Below are 13,499 nucleotides of genomic sequence, written 5' to 3' on the forward strand. Positions count from 1 at the left end.
AATCATCAATGTTCTGCAATGCTTAAAAAAGCAATAAAAATATTCTTTTTTCTCTTCTTAGTAATTGGTAATCTTTATGGACAATCTCCAGAAATTGAATCAGAATGGAATTGGTATACTGATTTAGAAAATCAAATCAAAAATTCTAATGCTGAAACACTTTTAGAGAACAAAAAGGAAGAACTTCAAACAGCTATTGATATCAATAGAACTGATATTGAAAGTAAAATTTCAAAAGAACTAGCTTTCATTCACATTAATAAAACCAATAATCTTGAAAAGGCCATGTCCTTGCTAATTCGGGCTTTAGAAATTGATGAGCAAACAAAAAACGAACCCAGCTTAATTTTTACTTATCTCGGCTTTTATCAACTTTTTGAGCAGGTGGAAGACTTTTACTTTGGAAAAGAATTTCTAGAAAAAGCATCTAATCTTTTGAGAAATTATAACTTCCCACCACTTCGAATTTATTTGAATCAAAAATTAGGATATACTTATTGGGCTACTGGAGAAGTTGGAAAATCAATTGAGCAACATCAAAATATTTTAACCTATTCCAAAGCTGAAAGAATCCCTTCACTAGAGGCAGAAGCATTAACAGATTTAGCAAAAATTTACACAAGTGAAAATGGCTATGAAAAAGCACTAGAGCATTACAAAAATGCATTAGCTATTTATAGACGAATAAATTCTCCCTTAAAAGAAGCTTTATGTTTGAATGCAATCGGTGATATTTACTTGATGCAAAATAATGAAACTGATTCATACGAAAACTATTTAGCAGCACTAAACATTTTGGCAACTCATAAAAATAGTGAAGCCCAGCTAGCCACTTTATATAATTCTGTAGGCCGCTATTATCTACAAGTACGAAATACTGAAAGAGCTTTAACTAATTTAAGATTAGCGAGTCAGGCAGCTCAAACTTCCCAAAATCAAGAACTTATCCAAAAAACTTATGCACTATTAAGTAAAGCTTACAAAGAATTGGGAGATTATAAAAAAGCTTTGGAATACAGTGAATTATACAAAGCTCTGGAAGATTTTTTGCAAAAAGAAAAGAATGATCGAAGTATTTTAAAAATGCAAAGTCGATATTCCATTAGTCAAAAGCAAAGTCTTATTGACCAACTGGAATTAAACAGAGTTCAGAAAGAATTTGAATTAGAGGAAGAAAAAAGTTTCAAGAACTTCTTGATTATAATGGTGATTTTAATCGCCATCATTCTTTTATTGATTTTCACACTATTTATTTTACAGCGAAAAAATAATACTAAATTAAAGAAAGCTAACCTTAAAGTTAAAGCACAAAATAATGAATTAGAAGACTTAAACGCCACAAAAGATAAGTTCTTTTCCATTATTAGTCATGATTTAAAAGGCCCATTAAATTCATTAACATCATTTTCTGGTTTGTTGATGAATCATACAAGTAGCCTAAGCACAGAAGAAATCCAGATGTTGGCTCAGGATTTAGATAAATCATTAAAGAACCTTTTTGCCTTACTAGAAAATCTGTTACAGTGGTCGCGTTCTCAAACGGGAAATATTGAATTTACGGCTGAAGAATTTGATTTAACTGGAATGCTTAATGAAAATAAAATGCTGCTGAGCAAACAAGCCGAAAATAAAAATATTTCTATTGAAGTCAAGAACTCAAAATCAGTTACAGCCAAAGCCCATCCTAATTCGATTAATACTGTGATTAGAAATTTATTATCAAATGCTATAAAATTCACCAACGATGGAGGCCAAATTAAAATGGGCGTAATTGAAGAAAGCAATCGTTATGTTGTCAAAATAGCTGATAATGGCGTTGGGATGCCAAAAGAAGTCGCTAACAAAATTTTTAGAATCGATACTAAATATTCAACTCAAGGAACCGCCAAGGAGAAAGGAACAGGACTAGGTCTTATTTTATGTAAAGAGTTTATAGAGAAAAATGGAGGAGAAATTTGGGTGAAAAGTGAAGAAAAGAAAGGAACAATTTTTTCATTTTCAATTCCGAAGTGATTTGGCTTTAAGTTAAATTTTCAGCCATTTGATTGGCAGGTAAAATCACTTCAATAGTAGTTCCACTATCAGATTCACTTGAGAGATTTAAGTGACCTCCTAACCTTGAAACTACCTTTTTAGCCATATATAATCCCATCCCCACATTAATATCACTGCGTTTTCCTTTAAAGAAAACTTCAAACACTTTTTCTTGTAATTCTTTCGGAATCCCTACACCATCATCGGCAAAATAAAGCCTATACCCCAATGCATCATCTTTCTCTAGCGTTATTTTTAGGTGAGTATCATAATAATTATTATGCTCAAATACATTCTCTATTAATTGGAAAAATAGTCGCTTTAATAAGGTTCTATCTGAAATCATGAATTGTGACTCCGATAAATTTTTAAACTCTATTTGCCCCCTTTTAAGCTCCTTATTTCGTTTTAAAAATATTGATTCTGTTACTTCATTTATTAATTCCTTCAAATCAAAAGTAGTAATATTTAAATCTCCATGAAGAATAAAACTCACTTCTTTAAAATCATTAAAAATATGCTCTAATTTCTGAATGCTTTTTTCAATCAGCCCAAAATAGCTTTGGATTTCTTGATCTTTAGATACCATATGACCAAGATTTACTAATCCTAAAACATTAGCAATAGGTCCCCTCACATCATGAGAAGTTTTATACATGAAATTAGCTAGCTCAGCATTTAAATCCTTAAGATTCAAATTAGCTTGTTTCAATGGTGTTATATCACGTAAAAACAGTTTAAATCCTTTTATTCTATTTTTCTCATCATATAAAAGTGAAGTACTGCTATCCATCCAAACCTGAAGATTGGTTGAACTTTTGAATTCATACTCGGTATCCAAGAAAGAAAATTCCTTATTCATCAATACACTTTTAATCTCCTGGTCTTTAGTAACCGAACTAGAAGTTAAAAGCTGATGAATATTTACTCCTAATAATTTATCTGAATCAAATCCTAAAAGAGAATAGAATAATTTTGGTGCTTGCGTGATATTATGTTCCAAATCCGTTTCGACTAACATTACGGAAGTAAATGCTTCCATTTTCTTACGCAAATTTTCACTTTCTATCAACTCCCATTCTGTTTCTGTTCTGCTCTGTATTTCTCTTTTGATCACCTGGGACTTTCTCTTCACTAAATTTCTTAATGAATAAATATAAATTACGGCCATAATGGAAAGTAAAAAGAATATGGCCAAAACCATGATGATTAAATCAAGATTTTGTGACCACCATCCCTTTTTAGGGGTTAACCATTTTTGAAAGAGTCTGTCATATTCTCCCGAGGCTTTCACTAATCTTAAACCCCAATTTAAAGAATCTAATAAAGCTGCGTTTTCAGGATTGACCACAAAGCAGTATTCTGTAATAAAAACTGGGTCACTTGAAGATTGAATGTTTTTAATATTTTCAACCTCCATTTTATAATTAGTAGTCATAAAGGAAGTGATAGCGCAATCTGCAGTTCCATTTACCACAGCATCAATAGCAGCTGATTCAGAAGGGTATGTTTGAAGTTCTTCTAAATTAAGAAATCCTAATTGGTCAAAATATTCCTCTACTATTGTCAATTCCTGTATAGCAACTTTCTTACCAGACAAACTGAATAGATCTTCCACAGGTTCTCCATCAGACCGTGTGAAAATCGAATAATAGGCTAAACTGATAGGTCGAGAAAATAAAATACTGTCTTCTCGGGCAGCACTTTTAAAATAAGCTGCGACATCTAATTCTTTTGTTACTTCTAATTTTCTTCTGACATTCTTCCAATCATCAGGATAAATTGTAATATTCCAATTAAGTTCTTTTCCAATCGCCCTCATGATTTCTACGTTAAAGCCATCAACCTGACCGTCTTTGTTGACATATTCATAAGGCTCATAGGTTTTATCAATTCCGTAATTGATTGATTTTTCAGGTAAAGTAGTATTACTTTTAGCTTGACTAAACAAGTTAAGCGTTGTAATGATTACCAATAAAAAAGTTAAAGTCAGTAATTTCACTTAGTTTGGTTCAATTAAAGGTTGATACTTAAATTTTAGTTAAAATTAATATAAGTTATAGATATTATTAATAAAACACAATGGCAATACTTAAGTTTTAAAGATTTAAAATTAACATTAAAAACCGCAGTTTATTATAAATAATTAAATGGAAGAAAAGGCAAATAAAAGTGCTAAGTAGAAAGAAAAAGCTTTTATAATTATATTTAAAGCTGACACTTTCTGGGGAAAAGTATTTGATGCTATTCTATTATTGGTGATTTTTTTAAGTGTTTTAGCTGTTATTTTGGAGAGTGTCAGTGATATCCGATTAAATTATGGAATTTATTTTGTGTGGGCAGAAAGAATATTTACCGGATTTTTCCTCATTGAATATATTTTAAGAATAGTTATAGTAAAAAAACCTTGGCATTATATCAAAAGCTTTTTCGGAATAGTAGATTTACTTTCAATTCTTCCTTCATTATTGGCATTTTTCTTTGCAGGAGCTCAATCTTTAATGATTATTAGAAGTCTTAGGCTGTTAAGAATTTTTAGAATATTTAAATTAACGCAATATTTAGGTGAGGCTACTCAACTATCTTTAGCACTTTTAGCAAGCAGAAAGAAAATCACACTTTTTATCGGCACAGTACTAATATTAGTCTCTATTTTAGGTGCGATTATGTACTTAATCGAACCACCTGAAAGCGGTTTTACAAATATCCCGAAAGGCATTTATTGGTCTATTGTTACGCTTACTACGGTAGGTTATGGAGATATTGCGCCAATTACACCTCTAGGACAAATTGTAGCCTCCTTAATTATGATTATGGGGTATGGTATAATTGCGGTACCAACTGGAATAGTCACTTCGGAAATGACAAGAAATAATATAAAAACAGACCATCGCATTTGTGAAAATTGTAAATCGAACCAGCACAGTGGTTTTGCTAAGTTTTGTCATAATTGTGGAGAAAAATTACCCGAATCCCCTACATCCAAATAAAAAATATATCAACAATATTTAGTCAATTTTCGTTGTACCAACATGGAAAATTCAGGAATCAATAAAATAGAAAAATTAAGCTTTCCTTGGCAGACACAAGATCCCTTTTTGTTTTGTGTTCATCATGAGGATTTCTTCCCCAAAGGAAATAAAGAATTGGGACCTGCCGCTTCTTTAGATGGCAGAATGATTGGACAAGATTTCAACATAAAAGATGGTTGGAGAATGTACCACGGAAGTAAAGTTCCAGGTTTTCCAGCACACCCACATTCTGGATTTGAAACTGTTACAGCTGTTAGAAAAGGCTTGGTAGACCATTCGGACTCCTTAGGTGCAGCAGGAAGATTTGGCAACGGTGATGTACAATGGATGACTGCAGGAAGAGGGGTACAACATTCTGAAATGTTTCCACTTTTAAAAGAAAACGAAGAAAATCCATTAGAACTTTTTCAAATCTGGCTGAACTTACCGAGAGACAGCAAAAAAGTAGAACCCCATTTTGCAATGTTATGGCAAGATACCATCCCTATTTATAAAAGCACGGATAAAAATGGTAAAACTACCGAAGTTGAAGTAATGGCAGGAAAACTTGGAGATAAAACAGCCCCTAAGCCAGCACCTGATTCCTGGGCTGCAAATCCTGAAAATGAAGTCGCAATTTGGCACATTAAAATGGAACCAGGCGCTGAGTTTACTTTGCCTGCTTCTAACAATAAAATTAATCGAAATGTCTATTTCTTTAATGGGAAAGATTTCAAATTAAATGATACCAACCTACCCCATTACCATGGAGCTCAACTTGATGCAAGAGCAGATGTCACTTTAAAAAATGGCACCGAGGAGGCAAGATTATTATTGCTTCAAGGAAAACCAATTAACGAACCGGTGGTTCAACACGGACCTTTCGTACTCAATTATCCTGCTGAAGTAAGAGAAACAATTATGGAGTTTCAAAAAACTGAGTTCGGAGGTTGGCCATGGCCTTCATATGAGAATGTGCATGACAAAAATAAAGGAAGATTTGCCATACATGCTGATGGAAGAGAGGAAATAAAAGACTAATTAATGCAAAAAGATTTTTTCAATAATCTTTATCAAGAACATCAAAATGCAATGGGCTGTCCTTCACCCGACAGCATCATTTCATTTTATGAATCACTTTTAGGATTTATATTTCCTGATTATGGAAATGAAAAAATAGCCAATAGAGCGGATTTAGAAAATAAATATCTGAAACTAAAGGCAGAATGGCATAATCTTCTGGAAAAAAGATGTGAAAATTTACGCAGTAAGTATCCTGGAGAAGAAGAACTACTTTTCAATAGTCTTGCAAAGATTAAAGAAGCATTAGAGAAAGATATAACGGCAATTTATGAGGGAGACCCTGCTGCAAAAAGTCGTTTGGAAGTTGTTAAAACCTATCCTGGATTTAAAGCGATTGCTGCTTATAGAATAGCACACTGTATTTACACTGCTGGTTATGTATTAATTGCGCGTATAATTAGCGAGCATGCACATAGTAAAACAGGAGTTGATATACATCCAGGAGCAAACATTGGAGAACATTTTTGCATTGACCACGGTACAGGAATTGTAATTGGAGAAACGACTGACATTGGGGAATATGTCAAAATTTATCAAGGAGTTACACTGGGAGCCACCAGTGTACGAAAAGAGAATGCGAGCCAAAAAAGACATCCTACTATTGGAAATCATGTTGTGATTTATGCAAATGCCACAATTTTGGGGGGAAAGACATCCATTGGAGACCATTGTATTATCGGAGGCAACAGCTGGATAACCAAAAGCCTGGAATCACATTCCCGACTTTACTACGATTCAGAAAATAAGCACTTACGTAAAAGTAGTTTAAAATAAACTGCTTACTATAATTTTAATACGTAAACCGAAAGCTTTTTAAGTTCCAGATTCCATTTTTGAACCAGCCCAAATTCTGTTATTTAAATTTAAATCTTCCACTAATCCGATTACTAATTCTAGCATATTATAATATTCTAAAATCAACTCTTTGTTAAGATTAGTTCTGAAAATTCGTGGTTCAAATAAATTCTTTATTTCATAGATGGCTATGAATACGCTATTCCCAACAAAAGAAATGTAAACAGGTAATTTTCGCTTTTTTGCGAAGTCCGTAAGTCTTTTCATTAAAGAAGTAGATAAAATATATCTTGCTTCCACTTGGTCTTCTCCATACACAACAAAATATTTCTCGAATTCAGGATCCTCAAGTTTTACCAATGGAGGTCTACCTACATTAAAACTTTGTAATTTTTTACCTAAAAAGCCTAATGTTCTTTCCAAATAATCTGGAAGAATAAAGGTTTTTGTGCTAAAATCCTTATTAAAATCTGCTTCAAAAAAAATCCCTTCGAATATAGTATGCCATTCCGTTTTCCTATCTTTTCCTGAACCACTTTTCGTTTTATATTCAGATTTAACTTCGGAAAAACAGATATGCGTTTGCCCTACTTTACCTTCCACCAAATCTTCCGCCTTATACTTATCTGGTGTTCTGTTAAAAAGTTCACTTCTCAAATATTGAGATTTTGGGAATCCACCAACAGCATTATAAGATAAGTCATTATCAACAAAATGTACCAATTTTTGAATTACATTATCCTTATACACTTTTGTAAAACTTTTACTAAATCGTCTGAAGAAAAAAACAAATGGTAAAATAGAAAGAATTGCTACCCATACATAAATCATTACCCTGCCTTGATCCTCCTTTGGAAAAAAAATAGGGTCAAAAATAAAAGCAGAAAGAATAATCAATGAATAAGTGGCAAATAAAATAATCAGAAATCGCTTTTTGAAGCTTTTTCTCTGTTCTTCCTGCTTTTCAATTTCATGTACTAATACCGTTTCATAAAGTTCATCAAAAGATTTTATGTTTTCCATCATTCAAAAATTAAGCATTAAACAAATCTTTTGCACTAATATTTTTTCGTTCCATATCCGGAATTTCAAACCAATCTTTCTTTTTATAACTCATCATGGAAGCCAAAATATTAGTCGGAATCATTTGAACAGCATTATTATAATCCGTCACCATAGCATTATATGCTCTCCTGGCTGCTGAAATTTGCTCCTCAGCTTCCGTCCACGCGCCTTGAAGCTGTAAGAAATTAGTATTTGCTTTCAAATCAGGATAATTCTCAACTGCAACCATAATACCACTGACCTTTCCAGCAATCTTATTTTCCAACTCAATTTTTTCACTATCGGAGACTTCACCAGATATTGCTTTAGCTCTTAATGCTGTGATTTCTGTCAAAGTATCCTTCTCATGCTTCATATAAGCCTTTACCGTGTTCACCAAATTGGGAATTAAATCGTATCGCTTTTTCAACATTGCATCAATAGTTGAAAAACTATTTTCAACTTGGTTCTTTTTGTTTACCAAGCTGTTATACATTAAAACAATTATAAGTAAAAGTACTCCTACACCAATTACAATAGCCATCATGTTCTTATCAATTTATATTAATTTTTAGTTTTCAACTTCAATATATTAACACGAGATTACATAAACAATATTTTTTATTAAATAAACCATATAAAATATAAGTACAGATTTAAAACAGTATAATTTCCTTACCGTTTAGAATAAACTTAGATAATACTTTCACACTCAATTTTACTTAGATGTTTTTAGAAGATTTAGTAGGGAACACCCCCATTGTAGAGTTAAAGAATATTCCGACCAAGAAAAATGTAAAGATTTATTGTAAACTAGAAGGTCAAAATCCTGGCGGAAGTGTGAAAGACAGAGCAGCATTAGGAATGATAGGTGCTGCATTAGAAAGAGGTGATATTAAAGCTGGTGATAAACTAGTGGAAGCAACCAGTGGAAATACAGGCATTGCATTAGCTATGATAGCTAAACTAAAGGGTTTACACATGACTTTAATTATGCCCGAAAACTCAACTGCAGAACGCATACAAACGATGGAAGCTTATGGTGCTGAGGTGATTCTAACAAAAGCCGAAGGCACTATTGAATATTCCAGAACTGTGGCAGAAGAAATGGCAGCAACTGGTGAATATTTTATGCTTAACCAATTCGGTAATCCTGATAATTATAAACAACATTATAAAACGACTGGCCCCGAAATATGGAATGATACAAAAGGAACAATCACTCATTTTGTCTCCGCAATGGGCACAACAGGCACTATTATGGGTGTTTCACGCTATTTAAAAGAGCAAAATTCAGATGTTCAAATAGTGGGCACTCAGCCTACTGATGGTTCCAGAATTCCTGGAATCAGAAGATGGTCGCCTGAATTTTTACCCAAAATATTTGAAGCGAATAGGGTCGACAGAACGATTGATATCAGTGAAGAAAATGCTACTAAAATGACGCAACGAATGGCAAAAGAAGAAGGAATCTTAGCGGGTATGAGCAGTGGTGGGGCTCTGTATGCTGCTTTGCAAATTGCTGACGAAATTGAATCAGGCGTGATTGTGTGTATCACTTGCGACCGTGGAGATAGATATTTAAGCTCTGATCTGTTTAAATCCTAACTCAATTGCTTTATTTTTTGCGATATTAAAGGATAAAAGAAGACGAGCTTCATTTAAGTAATAAACTCCACCTTTTTCACCATTAAACCCGATGCAGCAGCATTTAATTTTTCAAAGCCTGGTAGATTTCCTTTTAAAGTATGTTCTAAATCTTGCAAGGAAATCTCATTTTGACCAATTCTGATTAAAGCACCCATCATTAAACGAACTTGGTAACGCATAAAACCCTTTCCTTTTACTATAAAAGCGTAGCTCGGATTAGGAAAAAAGCTTGCTGACAATTCTTTATTTACTTCTATCCTACTTTCTTTGATTTCTCGTACGGTATCTTTTCTTTCAGCATCACCAGTCATGAAATGCTTAAACTCATGAGTTCCTACATATAATTCTGCTGCCTCTTGCATTTTAGTAATATTAAGCTCCTCATTTATGCAATTCATGAAAGGAGCAGCAAAAGGATACTTTTCTCTGACAGAGGCAAAATAGTAATGATAGGTTTTTAACTGTACATCTTGAATTATATTAAAGCGTTTATCAACTATTGAAATTTCATGAACTTTTATGTCAGCAGGAAGATTTTCATCTAATAAAAATGGAAAGGAATCTAAATTTAATTCATGATTGGTAAATAATTCAAAAAAAGCAGATTGAGCTGAAACCATAGCATCGGTACGCCCCGCTCCTAATATTTTAAAATCTTTTTCTTTGAAAAGGAAATTGAAGGTTTTTTCCAGCATCCCTTGGAGCGTCTTTTGTCCAGGTTGGAATTGCCAGCCATGATACCGAAATCCCAGATATTGAATTTCAACCAAATAAAAATAATCAAATCGAGAAGCCATTAACTTTTAGTTACAAACTTCAGCACTTACTTCACTGTGTCCTCTGTTGGATTTGCAGGTCCAAGCTTTTTTGATATCTACCACTTGCCAAATGCTTCCACCAAGCTTCATTTCAATTCTATAGTATTGGTTATTGACAGAATCATCCTGGAGATTTATCTTTTCAATCATTATTACTGCATGCGTAATTAACTCATTTCCAGACTTACTTTTCGCTAAAATTTTCACTTCAGGACTAATCATTTGCTGACCAGCTATCCGGATTGCAATAGTTATAGGACTATAAGCCCAACTCAATCGCATAGTAGTCGCTTTTTGTATGGACTCATTAATCTCATCAATTTCAATATTTTCACCATTTTTGAAAACTTGTTCCTCTAACTTCCATAAAGGATCTTCAGTGCCATTTTCATCGCTATGCTGAGTGCATGAATTAAAAAGTATAGAAAAGAAAATTAAAAACAGGAGTTGACGCATAAGTTTGATTAGTAAAATATCTTCAATTTTAAGGATTTATTTTCACCTTCCAAAAGAAATTTAGCATCCTTATATTTTGGGGCACTGAAAGTATTGACTGCATCATTGCTTGTACCGTAACCTTCCTCTGGAGCTCCAACAAAATTAGTGTCCATTTCCTCATTGCCATTTTCATCATGCAAAAAAACTACAGCATATTCACCTTCTGGTAAATTTTCAAAAGTAATGGTATGTGTCTTTTGAGTTACTTTAACCTTTTTATTAGCAACAGCCTTCTTTTCATTGTCTGGAAAGGCCGTAGCATTATCGAAAACGGAAATTAATACGTGTCCATCAGTATTTCTGAATTCCCCAATCTCTAATTCCAAATTAGAAGTGGAAGTCTGAAAAAAGACAGTCAAATAAATTAATATGGTTTGAAAATATAGCATAACTTAAGTTTCTATTATAAACTGCTTCAAAGAGTAGAAGTTTTAGAAAACTGATTTCAATCAAAAACGGTATGTCCAAAATTAAATTGTGTTCATACACAAAAGCTAAATTCCCTATAACCAAAGCATATAATTCAAGCATTCATATATTAAAAGTAATGAGCCAAAATTTAATAGAAATGGTAAATACAATATAAAAATTGCCTATTTACTATTAAAAGAAGAATTTGAACTATCAATCACCTCAAATAGCCAATAATAAAAACTGTATGCCCAAATCCCTTATCTAATGTATTTTTTGTTAGATTTGTGCCCATTCACTAAAAAAATTGACTGATTGAACTATAAGCTTTATGCAAGAAGTAAATAATTTCCTCATTTTTATTGATAGTTTTATTGGAAGCGCTGCTTGGTTTCCATATGCCCTTTTAGGTACAGGTTTATTTTTCACTATCTATTTAAAATTCCCTCAGATAAGATTCTTTAAACATGCTTTAAGAATCGTTTCAGGAAAATTTGATAGAAAAGATTTGCCAGGTGATACTTCTCACTTTCAAGCGTTGGCAACTGCATTATCAGGAACAGTAGGGACAGGGAATATTGCCGGTGTAGCCTTCGCTATTCACTTAGGAGGGCCAGCTGCTTTATTTTGGATGTTGGTAACTGCTGCAATTGGTATGTGTACCAAATTTGTTGAGGTTTCGCTTTCTCACAAATATAGAACTAAACTAAGTGATGGTACAATGGCTGGTGGTCCGATGTACTATATGAAAAATGCCAATTTCACCTTAAGAGGAAAAAAAGTAAATATGAAATGGTTAGCCGCAATATTTGCTTTTGCAACTGTTTTATCCTCGTTTGGAACAGGAAGTTTACCACAAATAAATAGTATTTCCAGCACTATGCTAGCCACATTTGGAATTGACCAAATGCTTACTGGAGCAGTGTTAGCTGTATTTTTAGGTTTGGTAATCATTGGAGGAATCAGTAGGATTGCCGCTGTAACCTCTAAATTGGTGCCAGCCATGGCCATTATATATTTTATAGGCGCTTTTGCAGTTATCCTCTTTAATTACGAAAACATTATCCCTTCACTTATTGCTATTTTTGGCGATGTTTTCACGGGCTCTGCTGCAACAGGCGGATTTATAGGAGCAAATATTGCATATGCATTCAATAGAGGTGTAAATAGAGGTTTATTCTCCAATGAGGCCGGACAAGGTTCTGCCCCAATTGCGCACGCATCTGCAAAAGCAAATGAACCTCTTTCAGAAGGTATTGTTGCCATTCTTGAGCCGTTTATCGATACTATTATTATTTGTACCGTTACTGGTCTTGTGCTTTTATCTTCAGGAGCATGGAATGAAAAACATGTTAACAAATTTGAATATTCTGAAATTGAAATATTAGAGAGACAATATGTTGAATCTAATGAAGAGCATAAAAACAAAATTTACCTTCATATAAACGATGAAGAAAAACTACCAACTTATACTGGAGAAATAGAAGTTCTTAATGGCGAAATCCAAAATAATGATGATTTCACTTTTATCCATAGCAGAAGTTTTGCAGATAATATTAAAGTTTTTAAAGATGAAGGCTTATTAACAGATGAAGTTTTCACTGGTTCAGTAGCCATCACAAATGGAAAAGTATCGGATAATAGACCTATCAAATTTATTGGTGAGTCTTTAGTTCATAGTGCTCCTTTAACAGCTATAGCTTTCAATAGGGGATTTTTTGGGGATTTCGGACAATACATTGTTTCCATTGGTTTACTATTATTTGCCTTCAGTACTGCCATTAGTTGGTCTTATTATGGAGATAGAGCTATGACTTATTTATTCGGTCCAAAGTCTGTTATCTATTATAGAATCGTTTATGTGGTGGCTTTCTTTTTCGCTGCTTTTCAAGATACTACCATAATTTGGACATTATCTGCAATCACAATTGCCTTGATGACTATACCAAACTTGATCGGAATATTATGGCTAAGAAAAGATATGAAAAAGACGATTGGGGAATATGGTGATTTCTTTGAAGAGAATTTCCCAGGTGAGAAGCATCCTAAATTCAAATAACATTTTTGGATAAATATAAAATGTAAAGGCTGTCCATTGTGTGACAGCCTTTTTTATAGATATTCCATAAAATCTTTCGTTAGGATTGAAAATTCT

The 13,499-nt window shown here is 33.1% G+C and carries 12 protein-coding genes; 6 read left to right on the plus strand and 6 right to left on the minus strand.

Annotated elements, in window-relative coordinates:
• Positions 1–18 precede the first annotated feature (18 nt).
• Positions 19–2,013: a tetratricopeptide repeat-containing sensor histidine kinase gene (locus VFM92_RS00285; protein WP_325120187.1), complete on the plus strand. Its 1,995-nt coding sequence runs from the start codon at positions 19–21 to the stop codon at positions 2,011–2,013.
• A 7-nt stretch (positions 2,014–2,020) separates the two neighbouring features.
• On the opposite strand, the gene VFM92_RS00290 is transcribed toward VFM92_RS00285, so the two are convergent.
• Positions 2,021–4,036 (minus strand): transporter substrate-binding domain-containing protein, encoded by a 2,016-nt coding sequence (locus VFM92_RS00290; RefSeq protein WP_325120188.1) that lies wholly within the window; start codon positions 4,034–4,036, stop codon positions 2,021–2,023.
• Positions 4,037–4,292: 256 nt separating this feature from the next.
• Between VFM92_RS00290 and VFM92_RS00295 the strand changes: the two genes are divergently transcribed.
• The 3 genes from VFM92_RS00295 to epsC are packed head-to-tail and all read left to right on the plus strand — an operon-like array spanning position 4,293 to position 6,902.
• Positions 4,293–5,024, plus strand: a complete 732-nt coding sequence (locus VFM92_RS00295) for an ion transporter (RefSeq protein WP_414675551.1) — start codon at positions 4,293–4,295, stop codon at positions 5,022–5,024.
• Positions 5,025–5,066: 42 nt separating this feature from the next.
• Complete coding sequence (locus VFM92_RS00300; RefSeq protein WP_325120189.1) at positions 5,067–6,086, plus strand: pirin family protein; 1,020 nt, start codon at positions 5,067–5,069, stop codon at positions 6,084–6,086.
• Positions 6,087–6,089: 3 nt separating this feature from the next.
• On the plus strand, positions 6,090–6,902 hold the full coding sequence (epsC, locus tag VFM92_RS00305) for a serine O-acetyltransferase EpsC (RefSeq protein WP_325120190.1): 813 nt from the start codon (positions 6,090–6,092) through the stop codon (positions 6,900–6,902).
• A gap of 39 nt (positions 6,903–6,941) precedes the next feature.
• Here the strand turns inward: epsC and VFM92_RS00310 are convergent, their stop codons facing one another.
• Together VFM92_RS00310 and VFM92_RS00315 are read right to left on the minus strand one after the other, a co-directional pair.
• Entirely contained in the window at positions 6,942–7,946 is a 1,005-nt protein-coding gene (locus VFM92_RS00310; protein ID WP_325120191.1) for a DUF3137 domain-containing protein, read from the minus strand.
• Positions 7,947–7,956: 10 nt separating this feature from the next.
• Entirely contained in the window at positions 7,957–8,514 is a 558-nt protein-coding gene (locus VFM92_RS00315; protein ID WP_325120192.1) for a LemA family protein, read from the minus strand.
• Between the two features lie 179 nt (positions 8,515–8,693).
• Between VFM92_RS00315 and cysM the strand changes: the two genes are divergently transcribed.
• On the plus strand, positions 8,694–9,575 hold the full coding sequence (gene cysM, locus VFM92_RS00320) for a cysteine synthase CysM (protein ID WP_325120193.1): 882 nt from the start codon (positions 8,694–8,696) through the stop codon (positions 9,573–9,575).
• A 53-nt stretch (positions 9,576–9,628) separates the two neighbouring features.
• On the opposite strand, the gene truA is transcribed toward cysM, so the two are convergent.
• Genes truA through VFM92_RS00335 form a run of 3 tightly spaced genes read right to left on the minus strand, consistent with a single transcriptional unit; the run spans position 9,629 to position 11,322 of the window.
• Positions 9,629–10,414, minus strand: a complete 786-nt coding sequence (truA, locus tag VFM92_RS00325; RefSeq protein WP_325120194.1) for a tRNA pseudouridine(38-40) synthase TruA — start codon at positions 10,412–10,414, stop codon at positions 9,629–9,631.
• Positions 10,415–10,420: 6 nt separating this feature from the next.
• Complete coding sequence (locus tag VFM92_RS00330; protein WP_325120195.1) at positions 10,421–10,891, minus strand: hypothetical protein; 471 nt, start codon at positions 10,889–10,891, stop codon at positions 10,421–10,423.
• Between the two features lie 8 nt (positions 10,892–10,899).
• Positions 10,900–11,322, minus strand: coding sequence for a DUF2141 domain-containing protein (locus VFM92_RS00335; protein WP_325120196.1), 423 nt, complete (start codon positions 11,320–11,322; stop codon positions 10,900–10,902).
• 353 nt (positions 11,323–11,675) lie between these two features.
• Here VFM92_RS00335 and VFM92_RS00340 point away from each other — a divergent pair, with 353 nt between their 5' ends.
• Positions 11,676–13,403: an amino acid carrier protein gene (locus VFM92_RS00340; protein ID WP_325120197.1), complete on the plus strand. Its 1,728-nt coding sequence runs from the start codon at positions 11,676–11,678 to the stop codon at positions 13,401–13,403.
• Positions 13,404–13,499 lie beyond the last annotated feature (96 nt).

It is taken from the genome of Marivirga sp. (assembly GCF_035704835.1).
GTDB lineage: Bacteria > Bacteroidota > Bacteroidia > Cytophagales > Cyclobacteriaceae > Marivirga.